The 25,682-nt window shown below is 49.1% G+C and carries 24 protein-coding genes and 1 pseudogene; 18 read left to right on the top strand and 7 right to left on the bottom strand.

Translation table 11 applies throughout. The features are described 5' to 3' along the window. Positions 1-219: 219 nt before the first annotated feature. The 7 genes from putP (at position 220) to JOE25_RS12060 (ending at position 9,786) form a co-directional block, all read left to right on the top strand. A complete protein-coding gene (putP, locus tag JOE25_RS12090; protein WP_209635503.1) occupies positions 220-1,704 on the top strand; it encodes a sodium/proline symporter PutP in 1,485 nt (494 codons plus the stop codon). A 242-nt stretch (positions 1,705-1,946) separates the two neighbouring features. Beyond that, entirely contained in the window at positions 1,947-2,792 is an 846-nt protein-coding gene (gene efeU, locus JOE25_RS12085; RefSeq protein WP_209635501.1) for an iron uptake transporter permease EfeU, read from the top strand. 18 nt (positions 2,793-2,810) lie between these two features. Continuing rightward, a complete protein-coding gene (efeO, locus tag JOE25_RS12080) occupies positions 2,811-3,947 on the top strand; it encodes an iron uptake system protein EfeO (protein WP_209635499.1) in 1,137 nt (378 codons plus the stop codon). An 11-nt stretch (positions 3,948-3,958) separates the two neighbouring features. Beyond that, on the top strand, positions 3,959-5,257 hold the full coding sequence (gene efeB / locus JOE25_RS12075; RefSeq protein ID WP_209635497.1) for an iron uptake transporter deferrochelatase/peroxidase subunit: 1,299 nt from the start codon (positions 3,959-3,961) through the stop codon (positions 5,255-5,257). A gap of 213 nt (positions 5,258-5,470) precedes the next feature. Continuing rightward, positions 5,471-7,618 (top strand): TonB-dependent receptor PqqU, encoded by a 2,148-nt coding sequence (pqqU, locus tag JOE25_RS12070; protein WP_209635495.1) that lies wholly within the window; start codon positions 5,471-5,473, stop codon positions 7,616-7,618. Between the two features lie 684 nt (positions 7,619-8,302). Then, a complete protein-coding gene (gene phoH / locus JOE25_RS12065) occupies positions 8,303-9,088 on the top strand; it encodes a phosphate starvation-inducible protein PhoH (protein WP_209635493.1) in 786 nt (261 codons plus the stop codon). A 314-nt stretch (positions 9,089-9,402) separates the two neighbouring features. Next, the gene (locus JOE25_RS12060) at positions 9,403-9,786 is read left to right on the top strand and encodes a hypothetical protein (protein WP_209635492.1); all 384 of its coding nucleotides are present in this window, start codon (positions 9,403-9,405) and stop codon (positions 9,784-9,786) included. A gap of 28 nt (positions 9,787-9,814) precedes the next feature. Here the strand turns inward: JOE25_RS12060 and JOE25_RS12055 are convergent, their stop codons facing one another. From JOE25_RS12055 to JOE25_RS12045, 3 genes are read right to left on the bottom strand one after another with little or no spacing between them, the layout of a single operon-like run. Continuing rightward, the gene (locus tag JOE25_RS12055; RefSeq protein WP_209635490.1) at positions 9,815-10,489 is read right to left on the bottom strand and encodes a hypothetical protein; all 675 of its coding nucleotides are present in this window, start codon (positions 10,487-10,489) and stop codon (positions 9,815-9,817) included. Further along, complete coding sequence (locus tag JOE25_RS12050) at positions 10,476-11,561, bottom strand: hypothetical protein (RefSeq protein ID WP_209635488.1); 1,086 nt, start codon at positions 11,559-11,561, stop codon at positions 10,476-10,478. The genes JOE25_RS12055 and JOE25_RS12050 overlap by 14 nt, the downstream gene beginning before the upstream one ends. Further along, the gene (locus tag JOE25_RS12045; RefSeq protein ID WP_209635486.1) at positions 11,561-12,562 is read right to left on the bottom strand and encodes a hypothetical protein; all 1,002 of its coding nucleotides are present in this window, start codon (positions 12,560-12,562) and stop codon (positions 11,561-11,563) included. Before JOE25_RS12045 ends, JOE25_RS12050 begins: the two co-directional genes overlap by 1 nt. A gap of 695 nt (positions 12,563-13,257) precedes the next feature. Here JOE25_RS12045 and JOE25_RS12040 point away from each other — a divergent pair. Then, a complete protein-coding gene (locus tag JOE25_RS12040) occupies positions 13,258-13,986 on the top strand; it encodes a hypothetical protein (RefSeq protein WP_209635484.1) in 729 nt (242 codons plus the stop codon). A gap of 78 nt (positions 13,987-14,064) precedes the next feature. After that, positions 14,065-14,328 carry a hypothetical protein gene (locus tag JOE25_RS12035; protein ID WP_209635482.1) on the top strand — a complete coding sequence of 88 codons (264 nt, stop codon included), beginning with the start codon at positions 14,065-14,067 and terminating at the stop codon, positions 14,326-14,328. A gap of 320 nt (positions 14,329-14,648) precedes the next feature. Here JOE25_RS12035 and JOE25_RS12030 read toward each other — a convergent pair whose 3' ends face one another. Then, positions 14,649-15,446: a phage portal protein gene (locus JOE25_RS12030; protein ID WP_245209861.1), complete on the bottom strand. Its 798-nt coding sequence runs from the start codon at positions 15,444-15,446 to the stop codon at positions 14,649-14,651. A gap of 14 nt (positions 15,447-15,460) precedes the next feature. Between JOE25_RS12030 and lysC the strand changes: the two genes are divergently transcribed. The 8 genes from lysC (at position 15,461) to JOE25_RS11990 (ending at position 20,221) form a co-directional block, all read left to right on the top strand. Further along, entirely contained in the window at positions 15,461-15,751 is a 291-nt protein-coding gene (gene lysC / locus JOE25_RS12025) for an Rz1-like lysis system protein LysC (RefSeq protein WP_245209860.1), read from the top strand. Continuing rightward, positions 15,714-16,181 (top strand): phage tail protein, encoded by a 468-nt coding sequence (locus JOE25_RS12020; protein WP_209635480.1) that lies wholly within the window; start codon positions 15,714-15,716, stop codon positions 16,179-16,181. The genes lysC and JOE25_RS12020 overlap by 38 nt, the downstream gene beginning before the upstream one ends. Continuing rightward, positions 16,174-16,632, top strand: coding sequence for a phage virion morphogenesis protein (locus JOE25_RS12015; RefSeq protein WP_209635478.1), 459 nt, complete (start codon positions 16,174-16,176; stop codon positions 16,630-16,632). The genes JOE25_RS12020 and JOE25_RS12015 overlap by 8 nt, the downstream gene beginning before the upstream one ends. Positions 16,633-16,671: 39 nt before the next feature. Continuing rightward, the gene (locus JOE25_RS12010) at positions 16,672-17,406 is read left to right on the top strand and encodes a hypothetical protein (RefSeq protein WP_209635476.1); all 735 of its coding nucleotides are present in this window, start codon (positions 16,672-16,674) and stop codon (positions 17,404-17,406) included. 85 nt (positions 17,407-17,491) lie between these two features. After that, on the top strand, positions 17,492-18,619 hold the full coding sequence (locus JOE25_RS12005) for a phage baseplate assembly protein V (protein ID WP_245209859.1): 1,128 nt from the start codon (positions 17,492-17,494) through the stop codon (positions 18,617-18,619). Positions 18,620-18,697: 78 nt separating this feature from the next. Continuing rightward, positions 18,698-18,916, top strand: a complete 219-nt coding sequence (locus JOE25_RS12000) for an ogr/Delta-like zinc finger family protein (RefSeq protein WP_209635474.1) — start codon at positions 18,698-18,700, stop codon at positions 18,914-18,916. A gap of 443 nt (positions 18,917-19,359) precedes the next feature. Continuing rightward, positions 19,360-19,851, top strand: coding sequence for a hypothetical protein (locus JOE25_RS11995; RefSeq protein WP_209635472.1), 492 nt, complete (start codon positions 19,360-19,362; stop codon positions 19,849-19,851). Position 19,852: 1 nt separating this feature from the next. After that, positions 19,853-20,221, top strand: coding sequence for a hypothetical protein (locus tag JOE25_RS11990; protein ID WP_209635470.1), 369 nt, complete (start codon positions 19,853-19,855; stop codon positions 20,219-20,221). 984 nt (positions 20,222-21,205) lie between these two features. Here the strand turns inward: JOE25_RS11990 and JOE25_RS11985 are convergent. After that, positions 21,206-21,775, bottom strand: a pseudogene (locus tag JOE25_RS11985) (phage portal protein); the annotation flags it as partial. 503 nt (positions 21,776-22,278) lie between these two features. Here JOE25_RS11985 and lpxO point away from each other — a divergent pair. Then, entirely contained in the window at positions 22,279-23,181 is a 903-nt protein-coding gene (gene lpxO, locus JOE25_RS11980; protein WP_209635468.1) for a lipid A hydroxylase LpxO, read from the top strand. Between the two features lie 40 nt (positions 23,182-23,221). Here lpxO and chaA read toward each other — a convergent pair whose 3' ends face one another. Both chaA and JOE25_RS11970 read right to left on the bottom strand, forming a co-directional pair. Next, positions 23,222-24,322 carry a sodium-potassium/proton antiporter ChaA gene (gene chaA / locus JOE25_RS11975; protein WP_209635458.1) on the bottom strand — a complete coding sequence of 367 codons (1,101 nt, stop codon included), beginning with the start codon at positions 24,320-24,322 and terminating at the stop codon, positions 23,222-23,224. 473 nt (positions 24,323-24,795) lie between these two features. Next, on the bottom strand, positions 24,796-25,614 hold the full coding sequence (locus JOE25_RS11970; protein WP_209635456.1) for a siderophore-interacting protein: 819 nt from the start codon (positions 25,612-25,614) through the stop codon (positions 24,796-24,798). Positions 25,615-25,682 lie beyond the last annotated feature (68 nt).

The following is a 25,682-nucleotide window of genomic DNA, read 5'->3' as shown; positions in this document are numbered from 1 at the left end:
GAGCGGTTAAATGTGACGCAGGGTAAACTTTGTGTAACTTTGTTGTTAAATGTCTTGTTGGGTAATGAACAGGTCAACTAGGATAGCCAGCGGTCAGACAATTACGGGTGGAAACTATATTTCACCTGCGGGGTGTCCGCATTTCGCCACGTTCCGGCGGATTGGCAAGCAGTAACTATCGCAATACAGCGCGAAATAATAATGAGAGTGGAGAATTTCATGACAATGAGCACACCAATGCTGGTGACTTTCCTGGTGTATATCTTCGGGATGGTGTTAATCGGCTTACTTGCCTACCGGGCAACCAATAACTTTGACGACTACATTCTGGGCGGTCGTAGCTTGGGTAGCGTAGTGACCGCGCTCTCTGCCGGCGCATCAGATATGAGCGGCTGGTTGCTGATGGGCCTGCCGGGCGCCATCTTCCTGTCCGGCATTTCAGAAAGCTGGATTGCCATTGGCCTGACGATCGGCGCTTACTTTAACTGGAAACTGGTGGCGGGGCGGCTGCGTGTTCACACCGAGGCCAACAATAACGCCCTAACGTTACCGGATTATTTCACCAGCCGTTTTGAAGACAGCAGCAAGCTGTTGCGGGTGATTTCAGCCATTGTCATCCTGGTATTCTTCACCATCTATTGTGCCTCCGGTATCGTGGCCGGCGCGCGCCTGTTCGAAAGCACCTTTGGGATGAGCTACGAAACGGCGCTGTGGGCCGGTGCTGCGGCTACCATCCTTTATACCTTTATTGGCGGTTTCCTGGCGGTGAGCTGGACTGACACCGTACAGGCCAGCCTGATGATTTTCGCGCTGATCTTGACGCCGGTGATTGTGATCTTTGCCGTTGGGGGGATCGACACGTCAATGCTGGTGATTGAGGCGAAGAATCCGGCCAATATCGACATGCTGAAAGGCCTGAACTTTGTGGCTATTCTTTCGCTGCTGGGTTGGGGCTTGGGGTATTTCGGTCAACCACACATTCTGGCGCGTTTCATGGCCGCAGACTCTCACCGCACTATCCGCAGCGCACGCCGTATCAGCATGACCTGGATGATTCTGTGTCTGGCTGGCACCATTGCCGTTGGTTTCTTCGGCATTGCCTACTTCGCCAACAACCCGGAATTGGCGGGTAATGTGTCGCAGAACGGCGAACGCGTGTTTATCGAACTGGCGATGATTCTGTTCAACCCGTGGGTTGCGGGCATTCTGCTGTCGGCGATTCTGGCGGCCGTAATGAGCACCCTAAGCTGCCAACTGCTGGTTTGTTCAAGTGCCATTACCGAAGACCTGTACAAAGCCTTCCTGCGTAAAGGTGCCAGCCAACGTGAGCTGGTGTGGGTAGGGCGTATCATGGTGCTGGTCGTGGCGTTGGTGGCTATCGCACTGGCAGCAAACCCGGAAAACCGCGTATTGGGTCTGGTGAGCTACGCGTGGGCCGGTTTCGGCGCGGCCTTTGGCCCGGTCGTCCTGATCTCTGTGATGTGGTCACGCATGACGCGTAATGGCGCATTGGCCGGTATGCTGGTGGGAGCGGGCACCGTGATCGTCTGGAAACACTTTGCCTGGTTGGGGCTGTATGAAATTATCCCTGGCTTCCTGCTTGGCTGCGTCGCCATCGTCGTGGTGAGCCTGATGGGGCGCAAACCTTCGACGACCATTACCGAACGTTTCGAACAGGCTGAAGCCGAGTTCAAAACCGTTTAACGCTCTCGTCGTGCAAGACCAAAGGACGCTTAATGCGTCCTTTGTCATTTCTCGCCTTGCTATCATCTGCCTGAAACAACTGGCGACATTTGATTAGAAAAAATCACCCTTGCCGCTCTTGTATTTCCGCCAGCCAGAATGATAATCACTATCGTTGTGTTTTACTTTTCTTTACATTGGCGTTGCCGCCGTTTCGGCGTGCGGGCGCTTTGCAGCAGATGCCTTTTTAGGGGTTATTACTTATGTTTGTTCCCTTCCTTATCATGTTCCGTGAGGGGTTGGAGGCTGCGTTAATCGTCAGCCTGATCGCCAGCTACCTAAAACGCACGCAGCGGGGTCAATGGCTAGGCGTGGTATGGATAGGGGTGATTGTTGCCGCTGCCCTGTGCCTGGCGCTTGGCATTTTCATCAATGAAACCACCGGTGAATTCCCCCAGAAGCAGCAAGAACTGTTCGAGGGCATTGTCGCCGTGGTGGCCGTGTTTATCCTGACTTATATGGTGTTCTGGATGCGTAAAGTGTCCAAGTCGGTCAAGGTGCATCTGGAAGGGGCGATCGACAATGCGCTCAACTCCGGCAAAGGCCAGGGCTGGGCGCTGGTGGCGATGGTGTTCTTTGCCGTTGCCCGCGAAGGGCTAGAGTCGGTGTTCTTCCTGCTGGCGGCCTTCCAGCAAGACGTGGGGATTGCGGCCCCGATCGGTGCGGTGCTGGGCCTGGTTGCCGCGATCATTCTGGGCATGGTGATCTATTGGGGCGGTGTGAAGCTGCACCTGGCCAAATTCTTCAAATGGACCAGCCTGTTTATTCTGTTCGTTGCTGCCGGTCTGGCCGCAGGCGCGATTCGTGCTTTCCACGAGGCCGGGCTGTGGAACCATTTCCAGGATATTGCCTTCGATTTCAGCAACCACCTTTCAACCCATTCACTGTTTGGCACCCTGCTTGAGGGGATTTTCGGCTACCAGGAAGCACCGACGGTGAGTGAAGTGGTGGTCTATTTCTTGTATCTGATCCCGGCTCTGATTTTCTTTTTCCTGCCGCAGCGTGCGGAACCGGCTGCGGTTTCGGCGCAACGTAAAATCAATCATTAATTTAAGAGGGAATCTTGTATGTCTACTCCGTTATTCCGCCGCAAGGCGTTGCACGCAGCATTACTGGCTCTCCCGGCGTTCGCGCTGAGCACCAACGCCTTAGCGGCGGACGTGCCGCAGGTAAAGATAACCGTAAACGACAAACAGTGTGAGCCGATGCAATTGACCGTGCCGGCCGGTAAAACCCAATTTGTGGTGCACAACACCAGCCAGAAAAACGTTGAATGGGAAATCCTGAAAGGGGTGATGGTGGTGGAAGAGCGCGAGAATATCGCGCCGGGCTTCACTCAGAAAATGACGGCCAATCTCGATGCGGGTGAGTACGACATGACCTGCGGCCTGCTCAGTAATCCGAAGGGTAAATTGATCGTGACGGCTGCTGCCGGCGCGGCCACTGACGGCAAACCTAATGCGATGGATTTGGTTGGGCCGATTGCTGAATATAAAGTTTACGTGACCAAGGAAGTGGAAGGGCTGGTCAAACAGACCAAACTGTTCACCGATGCGGTAAAAGCCGGCAACGTGGAGCTGGCGCGCAAACTCTATGCCCCGACACGTCAACACTACGAGCGCATTGAACCTATTGCTGAGCTGTTCTCTGATCTGGACGGCAGTATCGATGCCCGTGAAGATGATTACGAGAAGAAAGCGGAAGATCCGAAATTCACCGGTTTCCACCGTCTGGAAAAAGCGCTGTTTGCCGACAACACCACCAAAGACATGAGCAAATACGCGGAGCAACTGTATAACGACACCGTTGAACTGCAAAAACGCGTGAACGATCTGACCTTCCCGCCAAGCAAAGTGGTCGGTGGTGCAGCCGGTTTGATCGAGGAAGTGGCCGCGAGCAAAATCAGTGGTGAAGAAGATCGTTATAGCCGTACTGATCTGTGGGACTTCCAAGCCAACGTCGACGGTGCACAAAAAATTGTGAACCTGCTGCGCCCGCTGTTGGTTAAGGCCAACAAGCCGTTGTTGGACAAGATTGACGCCAACTTCAAAACCGTGGATACCATCTTGGCGAAATATAAAACTAAAGAGGGCTATGAGTCTTACGAGAAGCTGACGGATGCCGATCGTAAAGCCATGAAAGGGCCAATCACCACCCTGGCGGAAGACCTGTCACAACTGCGTGGCGTTCTGGGTCTGGATTGAGGCAAAGCACTATGAGTAACAAGATCGGCCCGGAAAACGGGCCGCATCAGCAACCCCAGGGCGCGGCGTCACCGTCGCGTCGGCGTTTGCTGCAAGGGTTAGGGTTCGGCGTTTTGGCGTTGGGCAGCAGCCGTTTGGCTCAGGCAAAAGATAGCGCCGCTGAACCGCTGGCGGTACCGCAGGATGAACGTTGGCAGAAGCAACCCTTCTATGGTGTACATCAGGCCGGTATTCTCACCCCGCAGCAGGCGGCAATGATGCTGGTGGCGTTCGACGTACTGGCAAGCAACAAGCAGGATTTGGAGCGGCTATTTCGGCTGCTGACCACCCGCATTGCCTTTTTGACCACGGGCGGTAAGGCCCCGGAGGTTGATCCCAAGCTGCCACCGCTCGATTCGGGCATTATGGGGCCGGAGATTTATCCCGATAACCTGACCATCACCGTGTCGGTTGGGACCTCGTTGTTCGACGAGCGTTTCGGTCTGCAGGCGCACAAACCGCTGCGATTGCAGAAAATGACGCGTTTCCCCAACGATTCATTAGATGCCAGCCTGTGCCACGGCGATTTGTTGTTGCAGATTTGCGCGAATACCAATGAGACGGTGATCCATGCATTGCGTGACATTATCAAGCATTCGCCGGATCTGCTCAGCGTGCGCTGGAAACGCGAAGGATTTATATCCGCTCATGCTGCCCGCAGCAAAGGCAAAGAAACGCCGATCAACCTGTTGGGCTTTAAGGACGGTACCGCCAACCCGAAAACCGACGACAAACCGCTGATGGACCAGGTGGTGTGGGTGGCTGACAACGCCGGGGAACCTGCGTGGGCGGTAGGGGGCAGCTATCAGGCTGCGCGTATTATCCGCTTCCACGTCGAGTTCTGGGACCGCACACCCTTGCAGGAACAGCAAACCATCTTTGGGCGCGAGAAGCACAGTGGTGCGCCGCTTGGCATGAAGCATGAACATGACGAGCCGAACTACGCCCAAGATCCCGAGGGCAAAATGATCCCGATGGATGCGCACATCCGTCTGGCGAACCCGCGTACGCCACAAACGCAGAGCAATTTGCTGTTGCGCCGTGGTTACAGCTATTCGATCGGCGTATCCAATTCCGGCCAGTTGGAAATGGGGCTGCTGTTTGTGTGCTACCAGGCCGATCTGGAAAAAGGCTTCCTGACGGTGCAAAAACGCCTGAACGGCGAGGCACTGGAAGAGTATGTCAAACCTATCGGTGGCGGCTATTTCTTTGCGCTGCCGGGGGTAAAAGACGCCAATGATTACCTGGGTAGCGGGCTGCTAAAGGCATAAATTACATCTCATTGGGCGGGGACTTCCCCGCCTCCTTATTTCAGCTCTTCACGATGAACCTCGGTTAATTAAAATCAACAGTGGCCTTGCGCTATTGATGGACCGGGCTTTAATTAGGCTAACTATTTTCATTTTTTGTTAAAAGCATTAACATGTTGGCCATAACGTTCCAAATGGTTCATATCATTCTGTCCCTTTAACGGCATTCTCCTGATGAAAAGCACTCATAAAAACCGGTTGGCAGTTTCAGCGCTGGTTATTCCGGCTCTACTGCCTGTTTCTGCCAGCTTTGCGCAGGACAAGGATAGCGAACAGACCATGGTGGTCACTGCCAAGCGCAGCGGTCTTTCTGAACTCTCAACCCCGGCGGCCGTTAGCGTGGTCACTGGCGATCAAATCCGTGAAGCACGGCCGCAGATCAACCTGTCGGAAAGCCTGGGTAGCGTGCCTGGTCTGCAAATCCAAAATCGCCAGAACTATGCGCAAGATTTGCAGTTATCGGTGCGCGGTTTTGGCGCACGCTCAATGTATGGCGTGCGCGGGGTGCGTATTTATGTTGACGGCATTCCTGCCACCATGCCTGATGGGCAAGGGCAAACGTCGAACATAGATCTGAATTCGGTCGAAAAGGTGGAAGTGTTGCGCGGGCCATTTTCCGCACTTTACGGCAACGCGTCTGGCGGTATGGTGAACGTGGAAACCGAAACCGGCCAACAGCCCACCCGCCTTGAGACCAGTTCATACTTTGGCAGTTACGGCACCTGGCGCTATGGCGTCAAGGCGACCGGGGCAACCGGTGACGGAACCCACGCGGGTGATGTTAACTACACCATTTCAGGCACGCGTTTCACCACTCAGGGGTTCCGCGATCACAGCGGTGCGCAGAAAAATCTCGGTAATGCCAAGCTGGGCGTGCGTATCGATGATGTCAGCACGCTTACGCTGCTGTTCAACAGTGTCGATATCAATGCCAATGATCCCGGTGGCCTGACGTCAGCCGAATGGCATGATAATCCCCGGCAGGCGCCACGCGCCGATCAGTACAATACGCGTAAAAGCACGTCGCAAACCCAGGCCGGTTTGCATTACGAGCGCCAAATGGGCGTCAATGATGACTTGAGCATCATGATGTACGCCGGCGAGCGTGAAACCACGCAATATCAATCGATACCGGTTGCGGTGCAACAACGCAGCGCGCAGCATCCTGGCGGGGTGATTGACCTGACGCGTCACTATCAGGGGATTGATACTCGCTGGACGCACCGTGGCGAACTGGGCGTGCCTTATACCCTGACCGGTGGGCTGGATTATGAAACCATGACCGAACAGCGCAAAGGGTATGAAAACTTTACTCGGGTTAATGGCGTTACGGAACTGGGCACTGAGGGTGCGTTGCGTCGGAACGAGCGCAACCTGATGTGGAATGTGGACCCATACCTGCAAACGTCGTGGCAGTTGTCCCAACAACTGACGCTGGATGTGGGGATGCGTTACAGCACCGTCAATTTCGACTCCAACGATCACTACATCACCGGCAGTAACGGCGATGACAGTGGCAGCGCAAGCTATCACCAGTGGCTGCCGGCCGGCTCCCTCAACTATGCCGTGATGAGCGGTTGGAACCTGTATCTGTCAGCCGGTCGCGGCTTTGAAACACCGACCATTAATGAGCTGTCGTACCGCTCCGGCGATCAGGCTGGGCTTAACTTTGGTTTACAGCCTGCGACCAGTGACACGGTGGAGTTGGGCAGTAAAACCCGTATTGGCAATGGCTTGTTGACCGCAGCCGTTTTCCAGACCGACACACGCAATGAAATTGTGGTAGATGAAAGCAGCAACGGGCGCACCAGTTACAAAAATGCCGGGCAAACCCGCAGACGCGGGCTGGAGCTGGCACTGGATCAGCAGTTCGCTTACGACTGGCGGGTGCAGTTGGCCTGGACGTTGCTGGATGCACGCTACCGCGATGATGTCTGCGGGGACAGCCAGTGCTCGGCGGCGAACAACGTGCCCAGTGGCAACCGTATGCCGGGCATCGCACGCAACATGGGCTATGCTTCGCTGGCCTGGTCCCCACCGGAAGGCTGGTATGCCGGTGCGGAGATTCGCTATATGAGTGACATCGAGGTGAACGATGCCAACACTGAACAGGCTCCGGCCTATACAACCGTGGGCTTGAATACCGGCTACCGTTATCCGATGGGAAACTGGATGCTGAATGTTTTCGGTCGGGTGGACAATCTGTTCGATCGACAATACGTAGGTTCGGTGATCGTCAATGAAGGCAATGGACGTTACTACGAACCGGCTCCGGGGAGAAACTGGGGCGGCGGAGTGAGCGTTTCTTATACCTTTGAGTAGGCGTGACGAGACGGTACTGACGTAATCAAAGAACACCAGGGCGGGAGCTTTCCCGCCTTTTTTATTTATAAATGGGGTAAGAACGGCAGTTTTTTGTTTGTTTAAAATTTAATCAGGAAACCGAAATGTCATTTGCCGATTTTAATCATAAAATATTGATATTTAATCATTAAAAAATTTTATTGAATGACGTATTCGGCGTGATATAGTGTTCTTGCAGCGGCTGAAAACAAAAAATATTAATCTTTTTTACATTTTAGCAACGCGCGAGAGATGAATGTCATTATACTGTAATCATCTGGCGGTAGTTTTCACACGGTGCACAGCTCGAAGCTGTAAATATCACTGCGGGGATCGCTAATGGTAAAGTCCTTGGTTGGGCTAGAAAGAGAAAATAACAAACCTTTCCTGATGACTCGTTGTAACGAGGGCTCTCTCTCCGACACTCTTTTCCTGACCAAAACGCATTCCCGTCAACACAAACTCTTGTCACTTTCTACTCTACGTTTAATGTCACAACCGCGTTGTCCCGTGAAAAATCGACATGCCGAAATGCCTGCCGGGTATTCACGTTTTCTATTGGCTATCGCTGGCTCAAAAGGGAGCCAAAATCGCATCTGTATGTGAAACATAATCGCACGGCCAGGCCGTTGCGGTAGGTGAAACAAACTGTAAGGTGCCACTATGAGACAAAAAGCAGTGATCAAAGCACGTCGTGAAGCGAAACGCGTTATTCGTCGTGACGCTCGTAGTCATCGCCAGCTTGAAGAAGAGTCCGTAACCTCGCTGGTACAAATGGGTGGTGTTGAGTCTATCGGCATGGCGCGAGACAAGCGCGACAGCTCTCCCATCTTGGCACGAACCGAAGCTCAGGGTCATTACTTAATAGCCATAGATAAGAAGCAGTTGATTTTTGCCACCGGTGAAGCCGGCTGCGGCAAAACATTTATCAGCGCCGCGAAAGCGGCAGAAGCCCTTATACATAAAGAAGTGGATCGGATAATTGTTACTCGTCCGGTTCTGCAGGCGGATGAAGACCTCGGTTTCTTACCCGGGGATATTTCTGAGAAGTTCGCCCCTTATTTCCGCCCGGTGTATGACATTCTGGTGCGCCGCTTAGGATCGTCCTTTATGCAATACTGCCTGCGTCCGGAAATCGGCAAGGTAGAGATCGCGCCTTTCGCCTACATGCGCGGGCGCACCTTCGAAAATGCGGTGGTTATCCTGGATGAAGCCCAGAACGTCACTGCCAGCCAGATGAAGATGTTCCTGACCCGCTTGGGCGAAAATGTAACGGTAATCGTAAATGGTGACATAACCCAATGCGACTTGCCGCGCGGCGTGAAGTCCGGCCTCAGCGACGCGATGGAGCGCTTCGAAGAGGATGACATGATCGGTATCATCCGCTTTGATAAACAAGACTGCGTCCGCTCCGCCCTGTGCCAGCGCACGCTCAACGCCTACAGTTAACACCTGCCTGCTCACCAAAGGCCGCCTCGGCGGCCTTTTTCTTGCCTTCAATATCAGTGCTGTCTATATAAAACATGTGACGCTTGAGTTCGATAGACCAATATAGCCACTTGAAAAGCGTCTAGATGTGGACATGATATGGACTTCAAACTTACGTCGTATTTGGTACAGATGCATTTACAAAATCTGACTTTGCACAGTGGCGCACTGTGCAAAGTCATTGACTTGAATCCTTTGATTTTAAAAACGCCTCTGGCGCACCTCGGAGTCCTGTCAATAACTGTGGGGAGGTTCAGCGAGAACCTGATCCAGATATGCAGGTAGCAACGCCTGAGTATGTCACGGCGGTGATGAATTTGATTGAGGGCGGGGATGTTAGCTGGGATGACGCTGACGTTGCCAAGACGCTAAGAGACGCGATAAGGGGGCAGTCACCGAAGGCGAATCACCAAGAAATTGCCCGGAATCGGAAAAAATCCCGAAATGATGTGCCATCGGCGCGCCTGACCCCGGCGGAACGGGCAAGGATTCCGCAAATACGGCTTGAGCTGATACAACAGGGCATTACAGCCGAGAGTTGGGAGTTGAAAGCCCTAACGCGAGGGGCAGCCGTTAGTTTTGACAGTAAGCAATTCTTATATCCGGTATTGACCGAGTGGGTTGGGTTTAAACGGAAGCTTAAAAATGGGTATAAATAAGGCTATCTTTTTGATAGCCTTATAGTGATTATTTTGATTTGATTAGACTATCAAAAAGTAATTCGGAAAGTCCCTTCTCGGAACGTGCATCTATTTGCACCATTCCATTACGAAATAACTTAAGCTTTCCAATGTGTTCTTGTGAGTGAATAGAACATGTCAAGCGGTCTAATCGTAAGGTTTTACTTGATAACTCATCTATGAAATACTTTTTTAAATCGTTTGTACTGGTAATTTGCATTTTTGCCAATGCAAATTCAGCAACTTGTATTTGAGAAACGTCAAGTTGAATAATCTTTAAAGTGAGACTCTCAGCAAGTTTTGTATACCAAACGAAAGGATCCACTTCTATTTGCTCTAGGCTAAAACCTAACCCTAAGTTTTTAACGAGAGCTTGAGCAAATGGTTTTAGAGTGCGGGGGGGGTTATCGATTAAAGCAACTGGGGAAAAACGTTTATCAACAGTAAAGGAGGTTGTTCTATACTCAACTCTTTCTATAGTTGTAATATCTCCATAGAGAGTGCTGACTTTATCCTCGCTGATAACTTTCTCAACAAAACGACCATGAAAATGGGAGTCTCTAGATTTATCGAAAATAAAACCCTTTCCCTTTTCCTCTGTAAAGGGGTCAGACATAAGTTTTTCAATCGTTTCATTTAATGAGAAACGACTGTTAAGTATAATCCATTTAACCTTTCTCATGCTCATTCACCTTTTTACCAGTTACGATATTATAGGCGTTCTCTGCGGATGATTCAATTAATTCACTTATGTCTTTCTTCTCAATGTCAGTTGCAGCACGCATTGTAATATTGAAACCATTTGTGCGCTGATTATTTATCCCTTTAATTTGGTATGAGAAATCTGAGCAGTTATCGGCGTTTTTAAAAAATGCTTCTACAAGAATTCTATTGCCTATGGTGCTTTTCGGCTTTGCCGACCATGCAATGCGCCCAATGTAATAACCTTTGCTGTGTAGTTGGGCGAAGATAGCGGAACTATTAACAGCCTCACCCTTTAATACGGCCTTTTTAACAAAGCCTGTCTCAATTTCCTCTTCTTCGTCATCCTCCCCATCCCCTTTTGAACTATGTCTGTTTAATTCTACATTGGTTACATCATCGATTTCATAGCCATCGAGGCCATTCATTAGATCTTGAAAGAATTGACTCCTCAGCACAGGAGTGGGGATGGCTTCTAAAGATATTTCAAACTTTTCAACTTCTTCTGATTTTATCTTTGATAATTCATTCTGAAATAGTGTTACAACATCTTTAGCCTTTTGGTTCTGCGGCATTCTGATATCGATATTACCATCAGTTACCTTCATATCTATTTTAACATTTCGATTGTCTATTTGTCGCAATGCAGTTCTTGATAAGTCGATATCTTGATAGTTGACATCGATCGATAAAGATCCATCTTTTTTTGCTGTTATAGAAATAGTTTCGCCATTACCTGTGGCCAGCTTTTTTTTAACTTCTTCTGCTGCGGCTTTCAGTTCATTCTGAGATGACGATGTGTTAAGTTTTAGATTTGTTGTACTTTCCCTCTTGTCATAGGTTTGTACAAACTCTTTTAATGTTTCCAAATCATTAAAACCGTGAGGAAGCTTACAGACCTCATCAATCAACCTTTCTCTTGAAAAGTCTGGTGAAACAATAATCCCTTTTCTTAGAAGGGTTTCTCGCAATATTGCAGTTGTGATTCGTTTATGATGTAGAGCATCATAAATGTTTTTATCTGTTGCAAAATAGATATTCATATTCTTCATTAACGCTGCTCCATCCCAATTGCCTCAAGGCTGTATTGAATTACAACTGTTGTAACTTTATCCAAGGTTACTTTTGAGAATAATCGCTCATTTTCACCAAGTAACCAATGAGAGCTATATCTTGACTTGGCTTTTTCAAAGTGATGGATAGCATCTTGATGTGGATTAATATGACAATGTCTTACACTGATTTTCTTGGCGTCAGTTAGAATTTGATAGTTAGATAACATGTCAAAAAAGTATACAAACTCATCCACGCTATTTCCGGGCTGATTATAGTAGATGACATATCCACTATCTTTTTCATCACCCATCCAACTAAATGAGTCATGCTTCAATATCACATAAGGAGATGAAAGTAACTCTATTGTTGCGGCCGTTTTTTCAGTGACTTGATGTTTAATCCTTGTTAAGGATAAGTCAGGGTAATAATAATGAAACTTATCTGGTTGAGGTAGTTCGCCAGAGCCAATTAACACTTTTATATCAGATGATATATTTATGATGTCTGATATTTTGTATGGGTCTAAAATATGCAATTTAACATTTGGAGGGCACTTTATTGCCTCAGGTGTTATTTTTTTCATTACATTATTGTAGAAATCTTTATCATAAAGGTTGTCATGATTGTAGAGGAATAACAAACCTCGAACATTATAACCTAATGATTCATCATTTATATATCGCATGCGCCACTGAGGGCTGATGTTAGCGCATTCTGTTGCAAGGGCTAAAGAAGAGATCGCGCCCTCTACAATCCCTTTACCAATGCTACCCTGAGCATAGCTTTTGAGATCGGTATTGAGATAAACAATCTCTTCTTCATACGGGTCAGTATAATAAAACACAACATCACTTGGATGAGTTTTCTTATCATGCGCTTGTAATTCGCAATCCCAGTTCATATCTTGGCTTACAGCCCGTTGCCACTTGAACACTTTAAAAATGTCTTGTGTTATTTTATTTGCAACATGCTGTATTGCAGAGGTCTCTCCACCCATTTCCAACGTTCCTGTTTTAGTGTGTAAGTAGTCTTTAACAAAAAGTGCAATTTCCGTGAATCATAAGAATTACAACACATTTCCATAGAATGTCTAGGGTGAGTGAATGTATATGTTAAAGAAGGTGACTGCAGTACGGTTAGCTTTTCGTTCAGACAATAGGTGATACCTCGTGTGTAACCATATCAATCCGAACCATCCAAAGTGGTCTGGTGGAGTGGTTCAGCGAGAGTTAGTCACGGATAGTGCGGGTACGACATCTGAGTACTTCGCCGAGGTTCTGTGCTTAATCGAGACCGGAAATGTTATCTGGAATGACGCCGACGTTGCCAAGACGATGAGGGACGCATTAAGGCTGCAATCACGTAAGGGTAACCACCAAGAAATAGCCCGGAATCGTAAAAAATCCCGAAATGATGCACCGTCGGCACGCTTGAGCCCGGGGAACGGGCAAGGATTCCGCAAATACGGTTAGAGCTGGCACATCATGGTATCACTCTGGAGCTGTGGGAGCTGCGAGCGCTGGTACGTGGCGCGCCGGTGAATTATGACGGGCAAATATTCTCATATTTTCCGCAGGATGATTGACTGGGTTTCTGCCAATAATTGTCATCAGCCAATGAATATTTTGTTATTATGCTCATGGCGATTACACACATTAAATGCATGATAATTAGTTTATTAGAGGGATTATTTTGGAGGGATTAATTGTCTTTGTATCAATTGCCTCTGCACTGGCGTTTTTCATAGGTTTGATAAAGCCTCAATGGGTGCGCATGCCAAGCAGGATGGGGTCTAGTGTTATTTATGGCATCATTTTTATTTGCGCATCAATGTTGGGGGCGGTTTTATATCCGACAGAACAAAAAAACTCAGTAGTTGAGAGTGAGCCCAAAGTTGAAGCTCCGAAAGCCCCGGCGGTGTTTGAACACGCGGATTTAAAACTTGTTGAGTACCGCCGGAAACCGCAGGCAGACCGTCACCAAATCGTCAGCGATTACGTTAAGTTTAAGGGGATACCGGCGAGCGATGGCGATGGATTCTACGCCTGCTTAAGTGAGTACAGCATTACTAAGTCAGAGGAATTGCCGCTCGGCGAAGTTCTTGGATGGTGTGATGCCGGTTATCAAAAAGACCCTAAATCGATGGCTGAATACACCAACCTTGACGCGTTCCAGAAGAATTTCAGCTGTTGGGATGGCTCGTATCGCCCGCTTGAAAAGCTGATTAAGAAAAGTATGAATGATGATTCATCGTATAAGCATGTCGAAACAGTGTCGCATCTTGTCCTTGGGAAAGACCCTCACGCAGTGGTTAAAACCACATTCAAAGGGACAAATGCCTATGGCGGCGTTGTTACTCAGGCTGTGAGCGCGCGTGTGGATATTAAGACCGGTGATGTCGAAAAAATAATTGAAGAGTAGTACGTTATAAACTTCTGCGTCCTTTGGTGGCCCAGACCTTGCGGACGATGTTATTTATTTTATTTATAAGGAAAAAAGATGCCCATTGTAAATGTTGATGAAAATTTGACCGATGAAATTATCGAGGAAGACAAGCTGTTAGCAGAACAAGTAAAAATTGCTGACGGAGATATCGTTTTTAACGTTGCAGGTGAATATAAAGTTCCAATGCATTCATGTCGAACTCACGCGGAGGTGCTCGATTGGGTGGAGCATCTGGCGGATAAAACATGGATGAACAACAAAGTTATGCTGCGTTTTATTATGTTTGCGCGCGGTGTAATTGACGGGAAGGTTAAGTAATTTTATCTGCATGCAGGTGCATCATTGCGCATTTCATTTTCGCATAAAGATATTGAAAGCCGTGCCAGTACTGGTGCGGCTTTCATCGTTTCAGACAACTGCATTAAAACCGACTCATGAAGCGGGCAGGCGTGGCGGGGATAGCATTGCGCGCAGGCACGTATTTAATTATCAGAATTGACGGCGTCAGCGCGCCGTGATGGTGTTGGGGTTCTTTGGTTTGTTTCGCGGGTGGGTGTGCGTTTGCTCGTCGTGGTGGGCGTCAGAGGGCGTTTGCGGATGGGTGTCAAAAAGCCGCCAATCAGGCGGCCGGTTTATCATTAGTCGTCGTTTTCGAGGGTGTATTTTTTAAAGCGGATGACCTCCTCGCCGAGCCAGTCATTCACCTCAGTGATGCGCTGCTGTAGCGGTGTCAACTCGTTGCGGACAAACACCCTCGCAGCCTTCTCCACGTCACCCACTGACCCGACGTTCTCCGGCTTGCCGCCCATCAGTTGATAGGGGATGCGGTGGGCATCCAGCAGGTCGGCGGCGCTGACCTTTTTGATGTTAAAGAAATCGTCCTTCGTTGCTACCTCACTGAGCGGCACTATCTTGATGCCGTCCGGCTTTCCGTTCGGCGCGTAGAAGAACAGGTTTTTAAAATTCCCCATGCCTTTAGAGTCGCTCATCGCATCGCGCAGCGCCTCCACATCGGTATTATTCTGCGCGGCGTCGGTCACGTACATGATGTAGCCCGCGTGCGCGCCGTTTTGGTAATACTTGCGGCGGAATAGTGTGGCGGACTCGTTCAGCCATGCCGAATTGAGTGCCGACAGGTATTCCGGCATTCCGTACAGCTCTTGATTGATATCCGGCTCCAGCAGGTGGAACACGCTGTCGGGTGCGGACGGGTGCGGCTCAACGAACGATTGCACAAACCAATAAACACCGGGTTCAACGCCGCGCCGGGTATATTTGGCCGGGGAGGTCTCCAGCTTCAACAGCTTGCCGCTGACGCTCTGGCGCTTTTCTAAGAAGGCGTTGCCGAACACCAGATAATCCAGCACAAACCGGCTGAAATCCTGCTGTGATATCGCCACCGCTGACCAGTTGGCGAACCGCCGAAATAACACCATTACGAGGCTGCTTAATGAAAATGAAACTCTGCGCCGCTGTTATCAGTCTGCTTTGCCTGATGATGTTATCGGGCTGCACACCCGTCCCGACTTTGCCACCCCCGACGATTATTTACGCTGGTTGTCCGAAGGTTAGCAGTTGCCCGCTACCCGGCAGTAGCCCGAAAACCAACGGTGATTTAAGTACCGATATTTTCAATCTTGAGCGTGCGCTGGCGAGCTGTGCGCTACAGGTGGAGACCGTGAAAAAATGTCAGGAGGAACAAGATGTTAAAACCGAAAAGTTTGCGCAAAGCGCTTTATGACGCGGTGCCGAAACTCAAGGCTAACCCGGATATGCTGCGCATTTTTATTGACAGCGGTGTCATCGGCGCAACGCTGGCCGCCTCCCTGTCCTTTGAAAATCGCTACACGCTCAACGTGGTGGTCACCGACTACCCGGATGATATTGATTTGCTGCTGGTGCCGATTGGAGCATGGTTGCGGGAAAGTCAGCCCGATATCATGACCACGGACGAGGGCAGAAAAAAGGGCTTTACCTACATCGCCGATATCAACAAAGACGACAGCTATGACCTCAGTATCAGCCTGCAACTGACCGAGCGCACCATAGTGAAAGAAGGTGACCGCGAGCTGCACGTCACGCACGCGCCGGAGCCGCCCTTGCCGATTCCGATGGAAAGTCCGACGCATCTTTATGCCAATGGTGAGCTTGTGAGTGAATGGGATGAATGAGTTAAAGCCCTTTGATGACAAGTTGGCGGGGCTGATTGCAGGCTTGTCCGCGTCCAGCCGCCGCCAGATGGCCGCCGAGATAGCGAAGCGGCTGCGCGCCAGTCAGCAGGGGCGGATTAAGCGCCAGCAGGCACCGGACGGCGCGCCGTATATTGACCGTAAACGCCAGCCGATCCGCAGCAAAAAAGGGCGGGTTAAGCGCGAGATGTTCGCTAAGCTGCGCACCCATCGCTACATGAAAGCCAAAGGCACGGCTGATGAGGCGCTGGTCGAATTTACCGGGCGCGTGCAACGTATCGCCCGCGTGCATCAGGAGGGTTTACGTGACCGCCCGAACCGCCATAGCCGGGACGTGCAATATGACGCGCGGCCGTTATTGGGCTTCAGTGAAGCTGATAGACAAGTTGTAGAAGATTTTATCGTTTTTTACATTGGTAAGAAGATAATCTAGGTGTAATGTTTGGTCACTATCTAAAAAGTGTTGATTGAAATGAAAAAAAAACCGAATAAAACATATGGATTTCTACGCTCTGTAGCCAATAGAGCACTGGAGAGAGTGAAGCCGTTTAGTCTAATAAATATCTTATTTTACGTGGTGATCCTAGCTCTTGTTGGGATGAGTGTTGTTTTCTTTATTGTTTTTTTAAATAGTACTGAGGGTGAGGGATATACTCGATTTCTTATATTACTTACGGTTAGCGTGACTTTATTAACGCTTATTTATAATATTAGACGTCACATTTCAGAGGATTATTATAAGGAGGCAAAGGAACATTTAAAAAAAGCATTCGAAACATTGGAGCCAAAGGGAGAAGAAAAAATACCAAAAAATGATAGGTTTCTGTGGCTGACATGTGCGAGGTTTTTAAAAACATCAGAGCGCTTTAGTAAGAGAATAATAATGTCATCGCATAAAGACATGTATATTGAAGATCGACAGTATTGGCGAGTGAAGTTCATGGAAATAATAAGGGATTTCCCTAGTGAATATTATGCTGAAGATCCTGAGCATTTAATAATGCATAGTTCAGGTGTTCGTAGCCCCATAGCTGAATCCTCCCTATATGTTATTTATGGGTTTGTACGATGGGATGATAAGTATATTGATCCTTTAAATAATTACCGGTTTACTGATAAAGAAATTATGGATATGAGTATCCATGGGCCTAGTAGGGGGCTAGGTGATCTTTTATCAGAGCATAGGAAGTTGAAAAAACAAGGCTGATAAAATTCAGCAACCTCAGTTGTTTGGTTGCTGAGCTTACGCTATCTGATTGCCGCTGGATCCCTTCAGCGGCATCCTTTCCCTCATGAATACACTCGAATCAATTTCAGAACTCTCGCGCGCTGTGCGCAATCTCATCCGTATTGGCGTCATCGTAGACGTTGACACTGCCTGGGCGCGTTGTCGCGTTCAACTGGGCGGTAATACGTCGGACTGGTTGCAGTGGCTGACCTGTCGTGCCGGTGGCGCGCGCACATGGTGGGCGCCCACTGTCGGTGAGCAGGTGTTCAACAAGGGCAATTTTACCGTTGACGAGATAGAGCATCGGGGCGCGCCAGATACACTGACCATTCGCGCCCGTTCCGCTGATTTTCGTGGCTCGCTCAATGCCCGCCGGGAGGAGTCTTATCACGACATGTCACTCGGTGCGGTGATTGGCAAAATTGCCGAGCGTAATAAGCTGTCGGCCAGCGTAGCGAAAGGGCTGGCCGAGATTAAAGTCCCGCATATTGACCAGTCGCAGGAGTCTGACGCCAAATTCCTGACACGTCTCGCCATCCGCAATGGTGCGGAGGTGTCGATTAAAGCCGGGAGGTTGTTATTTATCAGGGCCGGGAATGGTGTGACCGCCAGCGGAAAGCCTATCCCGCAGATGACCATTGAGCGGCGTGACGGTGACCGGCATCAGTTTGCTATTGCAGACCGGGCGGCCTATACCGGCGTTACAGCTAAATGGCTGCACACCAAAGACCCGAAGCCGCAGAAACAGCAGGTGAAGCTCAAGCGCAAACCGAAGCCGCAGCACCTACGAGCGTTGCAACACCCGAAGGCTAAACCGGTTGCCTCCAAGAAAGCTGCAGCCAAGCCGAAAGAAGAGCGAGAGGGGGAGTACATGACCGGCGAGGCCGATAATGTGTTTGCCATCACCACGGTTTACGCCAGCAAGGCGCAAGCGATGCGTGCCGCACTGGCGAAATGGGATAAGTTGCAACGCGGTGTTGCCGAGTTTTCTATCAGCCTTGCTATGGGGCGTGCGAATTTATACCCGGAAACGCCGGTTGCGGTGAAAGGGTTTAAGCGCGTCATAGACGAGCAGGCGTGGACAATCACGAAGGTGACCCATTCGCTCAGTGATGGCGGCTACACGACGGCGCTAGAGCTTGAGGTTAAGCTTTTGGATGTGGAGTACGAAGAGGAAAATAAACAGGATTGAATGATTAATAATTAATTGATATTAAAGTAAAAAGACTAAAATTACCTTATCAATGTTGACGTGTCGAGGTGATAAATTATGTTTCATTGCAATATCAGCGGAACTGCTGCTCATGCCCATTCAAGCCGTTATCTCAGCGAGAATACAAAGGAGCGTTACCACCAGTGTCAGAATATCAATTGCAGTCATACATTTGTCACCATGGAAACCGTAGAACGCACAATTATGAAACCCGGCCATGTGGTGCCGGTGTTACCTCACCCGACCCATTACGGCCAGCAAAGCATGTTGATGTAGTTAAAACGCAGAAGTCCCTGATTTACGGGGCTTCTGCGAAGTGTAGTTATGCGTAGGAGAGTCCGAATAAATAAGTTCATTTAAAATTATTGTGTTTTTATTAATACCATCTCGCAACCATTGTCCACTCAATAAATAATAAACTCTTGGTTTTTTTGTTAGAAGTTAAAATCAAAGGAAAATATACTAATTTACGTAAATATTTAATTGACATGATGCGTAAAAATGCACATGCTATTATAGTCATCATGATATTATTAATATGATCACGGTAAAGATACTATTATATTTATTTTTCTAAATGATTACTTTAAATAAAAATGACTTTTAGATACTGTTGTATGGAGTATGTAAAGTTGACTTAATTAATATGTTGAATTTGTGATTTATCTTTTAAAAAAGAGTTTTTATGAAATCAATTTATCAAAGGAGCCTCGAGTGTCATGAAGGACATTAAAAATCCAATTTTATATTCTGCAATGACAACCCTTGCATTCAATATAAATAAAAAATATTACTCTGATCAGCACTATATGTGGTGTACACCTTATTTTGGTTCTGACTTTGAGTCACCACATTTTACTGTCCCACCAAGCTCCTCCCCGCTAGAAATTTACAATTTACTTAAAAAGGAGGTAGATGGCTCAGATCTACATAATACAAAGATAAATTACAATCGGTTAGGGATTAGGAAGGGGGCTTCAGCGATGCTTGAACTTGGAAAAATTACCAAGGAAGCATATGAGGAAATAGTAACCATCACTAAGCTAGCTAAAGATCAACAGTTTAGACCTTTATTGTGCGTTATTTCTCGCTTGGAGGCAGTACCTTTTTACCAAAAGGTAAACGTTAAGGACATGGCTAATCCATTATCACACGAATATATACTTTCCGGATTGCCACAGTCAGCATTTGATATAATAAGGATTGGATGAAATGAAAAACTTTAATGATATAATTAAAGGGGTTAATACCTCCGATGCTAGATCTGCATTGTATTATCTTGGTCGGTATTTAAAACAAGCAGAATATTATATTCAGTATGGAAAAGATTTCTTTGAAGATGACTATCAAAGCAAACCGACTGAAGAAGCTAAAGGTTTAACTTTAAAACTGATTGATTTCATTGAGTCTTATCAAGAAAAGAAAGCAAGTGATTTTACAGATGAGGAGTATATGTTTTGGGTTGAAAAACTGAATGAAGTTGAATCCAAGCTAGATCCTGAGCCAACAGAAGAACAGAGAAAATTGGCTGAATCTATAATTAATGAAATTTTTCAACCACCATTAACAGGTGAGAAATAATTGTCAGTGTGTCATGTCAACTTGAGAGAGTAGCGAAGCTATTTTGTGTGTAGCGGTAAGATATGACGGAAAAAGTGATTGCAAGTAGTATTTGGATTTAGAAGGGCAGGTACCTTTCTTAAGGCGTCATCTCAGTGAGAACAATAAGCAGAGCCATTATCAGTGTTAGAACAAGTATTGCAGTCATTCATTGGTCACTCTATATGCTACCGAGAGTGAAGTTGAGTCTCACCGTTAGACTGACAATGCATCCAAATCACTACGGCCAGCAATGTTTGTTTATGTAACAGAAGCATAGAAGCCCCGGAAATCCGAGGCTTTTTTTCGAAGTGTGGTCAATGTGTGGACACGCTTAGAAATAAATCCTTTTATTTCAAATGACTAATGTATCTTTGCTAGGCCGCCTCGGCGGCCTTTTTCTTGCCTTGAATATCAATGTTCCCTATATAAAACAGGTGGCACTTGAATTCAGTAGACCAATACAATCACTTGAAAAGCACCCAGATGTGGACATGAGATGGACGTCAAACTTACGTCGTATTTGGTACAGATGCATTTACAAAATCTGACTTTGCACAGTGGCGCACTGTGCAAAGTCATTGACTTGAATCCTTTGATTTTAAAAACGCCTCTGGCGCACCTCGGAGTCCTGTCAATAACTGTGGGGAGGTTCAGCGAGAACCTGATCCAGATATGCAGGTAGCAACGCCTAAGTATGTCACGGCGGTGATGAATTTGATTGAGGGCGGGGGGGTTAGCTGGAATGACGCCGACGTAGCCAAGACGATAGCGGGCAGGCGTGGCGGGGATAGCATTGCGCGCAGGCACGTATTTAATTATCAGAATTGACGGCGTCAGCGCGTCGTGATGGCGTCGGGGTTCTTTGTTTTGATTCGCGAGTGAGGGCGTGCGTGCTCGTCGTGGTGGGCGTCTGGGGCGCTTACAGGCGGGCACGAAAAAGCCGCCAATCAGGCGGCCGGTCTATCATTCGTTTTCGTTGTCGCGGGTGTATTTTTTAAAGCGGATGACCTCCTCGCCGATCCAGTCATTCACCTCGGTGATGCGCTGCTGTAACGGCGTCAGCTCATTGCGGACAAATACCCTCGCGGCCTTCTCCACGTCACCCACTGACCCGACGTTCTCCGGTTTACCGCCCATCAGTTGATAGGGGATGCGGTGGGCATCCAGCAGGTCGGCTGCGCTAACCTTTTTGATGTTAAAGAAATCATCTTTCGTCGCCACCTCGCTGAGCGACACAATCTTGATGCCGTCGGGCTTTCCGTTCGGCGCGTAGAAGAACAGGTTTTTAAAATTCCCCATGCCTTTCGAGTCGCTCATCGCATCGCGAAGCGCTTCAACATCGGTATTGTTCTGCGCGGCGTCGGTCACGTACATGATGTAGCCTGCGTGCGCGCCGTTCTGGTAATACTTACGCCGGAACAGCGTGGCGGACTCGTGCAGCCAGGCTGAATTGAGCGCCGACAGATATTCCGGCATTCCATACAGCTCTTGATTAATGTCCGGCTCCAGCAGATGGAACACGCTGTCGGGTGCGGATGGGAAGCTCAACGAAAGATAGCTCAAAGTGATAGGCATCGGGTTCCGCGCCGCTCTGGCTTTTCGCCAGCCTGGAAAAGTGATCAGGTGACTCAGTCCATTGGCCGTTGCCGGAGGATCCAGTGTAATTCAGCATGCCGCGGTGACCTTGTACGGCCTACTGCTCTCTAAACAAGAACAACCAAATTCTCCTTTTACTTGTTATTGCAATGTTCGCTCAACGGTTGATATCCAGTATAGGTATAGCGAACAACCCATCAGCGCCCAGGATTTTGCAGATAGCGGTATACGATATCGGTGATATCGGGATAGGCAGCAATAGCCCGCTCGTTTAGCTTTTGTGTAAATTATTGTGGTTTTTTGTATAGATTTTCGTTTAATTAGCGTTAATGATTAGTGGTGTTCCGGAAGGGCGACGCGGTTCATCCGCCAAAAGGAAATAACTGGGGTGTACGCTGGATTGGCGTACAGGGTGTTGGGATCTTCAATGCGGTTCAATCATGAAATACATTATTTTACTTCTATTTATTTTATGCGTTGTGTATGTGCATTACCGTGGCCGGGTGCGTTATAACTTCTGGCGGCAGCTTTCGGATCATTCCACCTTTACCGCACCGATGAATGTTTTTATGTATCTGTTTTCACGGGTGCCGACCACGCCTTATTTGAAGCCGGAGCAATTCCCAGAGCTACAGGTGCTGCGGGATAATTGGCAAACCATTCGTGATGAAGGGCAGCAGTTAATGGCGATCCAGCAGATTAAAGCCTCGGATCAATTTAACGATGCCGGTTTCAATTCATTCTTCAAAACCGGCTGGAAGCGTTTTTATCTCAAGTGGTATGAAGACAGCCATCCATCGGCGATGAGCCTGTGCCCGCAAACGACCGCGCTGCTGCGCAGCCTACCTTCGGTCAAGGCAGCAATGTTTGCCGAACTGCCGGACGGTAGCCGTTTGCCGCGGCATCGCGATCCTTACGCCGGTTCGTTGCGTTATCACCTGGGGTTGATTACGCCGAATGATGACCGCTGCTTTATTGAAGTGGACGGTGAGCGCTACAGTTGGCGTGACGGCGAGGGCGTGATGTTTGATGAAACCTATCTGCATTTTGCCGAAAACCAGAGTGGGCAGAACCGGCTGATTCTGTTTTGCGATATCGAGCGGCCAATGCGTTTTCGCTGGGCGCAAGCTATCAACCATTGGTTGGGCCGCAACCTGATGAGTGCGGCTACCGCGCCAAATGAAGAGGGCGATCGCACCGGCGGCGTCAATAAGCTGTTCAAGTACATCTATGCGGTGCGCAAAGTGGGGAAACGGTTAAAAGCGTGGAACCGTACTGGCTATTACATCATTAAATGGATTTTGTTTGGCGGTATCGCGGCGGGCGTGTTTTTCGCAATCTAGTGTAAAGACGATGGGCGCAGCACGTGCGCCCATCGGTTATTCAGGCAAAGATAGTCATCATATAAGCGGCGAACAGCGCCAGGTGCGCAGTGCCGTTCAGTACGTTGGTTCTGCCGGTCGAGAACGACAGCTGGCACAATAGCAACACCGTCAGCATCACGACGATATGCGGGGTCTGCAGGCCGAAGATCAGCGTTTGTCCGGTCAGCGTGGCGATGATGGTCACCGCGGGCACCGTCAGGGAAATGGTGGCCAGCACGGAGCCGAAGAACAGGTTCATGGCGCGTTGCACCTGGTTGTTCAAGACCGCGCGCAGTGCGCCCAAACCTTCAGGTGACAGGATCAACAGTGCGACCAGGAAGCCGGTAAACTGCGCCGGTGCATTTACCTTGGTCAGCAAACCTTCCAGCGGATTGGCGTTGAACTTGGTCACCGCGATTACCGCAATCAAATGCACCACTAACCAACCGGCATGCCAGGCGCTACTGTGCGAGGAAGGCTTACCGTGGTGCGGATCGCCATCGTCATCTTCGTGCTCGTAGACAAACAGGCTCTGGTGAGTTTTGGTTTGGATAACCAGAAACACACCGTACATAGCCGCGGAAATGACCGCGACCAGCAGCGCCTGACCGGTACTGAAGTTGCCACCCGGCAGGGCACTTGGGAACACCAATACAATCACTGCCAGCGGGAAGATGGCCATCAAATACTGCTTAATGCCGCCCAGGTTAACGTATTGGGTTGCAAATTTGCGGCCGCCAAGCAGCAGGGCAAAACCCACCAGCCCGGCACTGACAATCATAATGATGGAATAGAGCGTATCGCGCATCAGCGCCGGCGCGGCATCGCCGGTCGCCATCAACGCGGAAATCAGGCTCACTTCCAGGATGACCACGGACAGGCTGAGGATCAGCGAGCCATAGGGTTCACCCAAACGGTGAGCCAGCACGTCGGCATGGCGGACGACGCTGAAGGCGCTGCTGAGAATACCGATCAGAGCAACAATGTTAATGCCGACGATCAGCGGGAAATTGCTGGTAGTGCCCCACAGATTCAGTACCACCAGTGCGGCAATCGGGAAAAGCAGTGAGTATTCAGTGTGGCGGGATTTGGATCGGCCAGGATCGTTTTGCGACTTCATTTCGATGGTACTCCTTCTCAAACAGCGTGGTCCCGTCATCGCTGACTGCCATTAAGGACAGCTCTGCGCATCCAGAATATTTACCCGTCGCCTTGCAAGTCGCAGCTTGAAATGCAGTGGGTATATTTACATTTAATAATAATAGGATACACCCAGTGGCTCGCGCCGGGGAATGATGTGATGTTGTTAACGTAAAAAAGCCTAGGCTTGCGTTGTCCCTCTTATCCTTCAAACCGCATTTTTTTAGCTGCGTTGCGATTCGGCTCATCCGTGGCCTCACCTTGCGGGTCAACGCGTGCAGCCGCGATGCAGCAGGATTATTTTGGGGATCTGTGACTAGATTAACAAAAAAACCGCATCGGATGCGGTTTTCTTTACTTACTTTTACGCAGTGAGCTGAGTTTTACTCATTAACGGCACATAAATTGCAGTCTCTGCATCTATTGTATGGTTAATAAAGGGAAAAAATATCGTCAGGCGTCAATATTATCCATAATTTCATGCCGTTTATTATGATAACCCTCTTCATTTAGACCCTCACGCCAGTAAGGTACGGCATAAAGCTGATTACGATCACATTGGCGCTCACGGCGCAGGTAGCGGCGCAGTTCGACCACCAGCCGGTCTTCACCCGCCAGCCAGTATTGGGTGTCGGCTTGTGGCAAGGGTAAGGCGCAAAACTGCGTAACCAATTCTGCGGTTTTCTCAGTGCCACCAATAATCCAACTCAGTTCAAATCCCGCAGGTTTTTTCAGGTCGATCACGTCGGCTGCGCTATCGACACGGATAAAGGCATGGCCTTCGCTGGCTGCCGGTAAATTTTCCAACAATGCTGCCAGCGCAGGTAATGAAGACGGATCGCCAGCCAGACAGTAGAAATCAGCCTCTGGCAACATCGGTTTAGGGCCGCCGGGATTGCTGATACCAATTTTATCGCCGGCTTTAGCCTCACGGGCAAAATTAACGGCCGGGCCGCTGTGATCGTGTATCGCAAACTCGATATCGATTTCTGCCTGTTCTGGGCGTACCGCACGGATGGAATAGGTGCGGACGATCGGGCGTACTGCATCTGCCGCCCAGCGTGGGCCATTTTCGGTTAGCGTTGGCAAGTCAGGCTGCGTCTGGCCTTCAAGCGGCAGAAAAACCTTAATGTGTGCGGCGGCAGCGTTAGCCGGGTAATAACCCAGGTCGGGCGCAGTAAAGGTGATACGGCGCAGGTGTGGGGTAATATCGCGAATGGCACTGACTGCAATCAGGTAGGGCGCGCGTGAGCGTGGGGCTTCGGTAGTCACGGGGTTCTCCTTATGTTCGTTTGGCGGTGAGTATATCATGCCATTTGATAATGAGAATTGTTTGCTGA

Origin of the sequence: Serratia sp. PL17, from assembly GCF_017832355.1 — a bacterium.
Lineage (GTDB): Bacteria > Pseudomonadota > Gammaproteobacteria > Enterobacterales > Enterobacteriaceae > Serratia.
Note: the sequence above shows the minus strand (reverse complement) of the source record. Positions and strands in the feature narration are given on the sequence as shown.

Excerpts from the sequence above, each read along its gene's own strand:
- putP (WP_209635503.1), top strand. The coding sequence starts at position 220 with ATGACAATGAGCACACCAATGCTGGTGACTTTCCTGGTGTATATCTTC.
- efeU (WP_209635501.1), top strand. The coding sequence starts at position 1,947 with ATGTTTGTTCCCTTCCTTATCATGTTCCGTGAGGGGTTGGAGGCTGCG.
- efeO (WP_209635499.1), top strand. The coding sequence starts at position 2,811 with ATGTCTACTCCGTTATTCCGCCGCAAGGCGTTGCACGCAGCATTACTG.
- efeB (WP_209635497.1), top strand. The coding sequence starts at position 3,959 with ATGAGTAACAAGATCGGCCCGGAAAACGGGCCGCATCAGCAACCCCAG.
- pqqU (WP_209635495.1), top strand. The coding sequence starts at position 5,471 with ATGAAAAGCACTCATAAAAACCGGTTGGCAGTTTCAGCGCTGGTTATT.
- phoH (WP_209635493.1), top strand. The coding sequence starts at position 8,303 with ATGAGACAAAAAGCAGTGATCAAAGCACGTCGTGAAGCGAAACGCGTT.
- JOE25_RS12060 (WP_209635492.1), top strand. The coding sequence starts at position 9,403 with ATGCAGGTAGCAACGCCTGAGTATGTCACGGCGGTGATGAATTTGATT.
- JOE25_RS12055 (WP_209635490.1), bottom strand. The coding sequence starts at position 10,489 with ATGAGAAAGGTTAAATGGATTATACTTAACAGTCGTTTCTCATTAAAT.
- JOE25_RS12050 (WP_209635488.1), bottom strand. The coding sequence starts at position 11,561 with ATGAAGAATATGAATATCTATTTTGCAACAGATAAAAACATTTATGAT.
- JOE25_RS12045 (WP_209635486.1), bottom strand. The coding sequence starts at position 12,562 with ATGGGTGGAGAGACCTCTGCAATACAGCATGTTGCAAATAAAATAACA.
- JOE25_RS12035 (WP_209635482.1), top strand. The coding sequence starts at position 14,065 with ATGCCCATTGTAAATGTTGATGAAAATTTGACCGATGAAATTATCGAG.
- JOE25_RS12030 (WP_245209861.1), bottom strand. The coding sequence starts at position 15,446 with ATGGTGTTATTTCGGCGGTTCGCCAACTGGTCAGCGGTGGCGATATCA.
- lysC (WP_245209860.1), top strand. The coding sequence starts at position 15,461 with ATGAAAATGAAACTCTGCGCCGCTGTTATCAGTCTGCTTTGCCTGATG.
- JOE25_RS12020 (WP_209635480.1), top strand. The coding sequence starts at position 15,714 with ATGTTAAAACCGAAAAGTTTGCGCAAAGCGCTTTATGACGCGGTGCCG.
- JOE25_RS12015 (WP_209635478.1), top strand. The coding sequence starts at position 16,174 with ATGAATGAGTTAAAGCCCTTTGATGACAAGTTGGCGGGGCTGATTGCA.
- JOE25_RS12010 (WP_209635476.1), top strand. The coding sequence starts at position 16,672 with ATGAAAAAAAAACCGAATAAAACATATGGATTTCTACGCTCTGTAGCC.
- JOE25_RS12005 (WP_245209859.1), top strand. The coding sequence starts at position 17,492 with ATGAATACACTCGAATCAATTTCAGAACTCTCGCGCGCTGTGCGCAAT.
- JOE25_RS12000 (WP_209635474.1), top strand. The coding sequence starts at position 18,698 with ATGTTTCATTGCAATATCAGCGGAACTGCTGCTCATGCCCATTCAAGC.
- JOE25_RS11995 (WP_209635472.1), top strand. The coding sequence starts at position 19,360 with ATGAAGGACATTAAAAATCCAATTTTATATTCTGCAATGACAACCCTT.
- JOE25_RS11990 (WP_209635470.1), top strand. The coding sequence starts at position 19,853 with ATGAAAAACTTTAATGATATAATTAAAGGGGTTAATACCTCCGATGCT.
- lpxO (WP_209635468.1), top strand. The coding sequence starts at position 22,279 with ATGAAATACATTATTTTACTTCTATTTATTTTATGCGTTGTGTATGTG.
- chaA (WP_209635458.1), bottom strand. The coding sequence starts at position 24,322 with ATGAAGTCGCAAAACGATCCTGGCCGATCCAAATCCCGCCACACTGAA.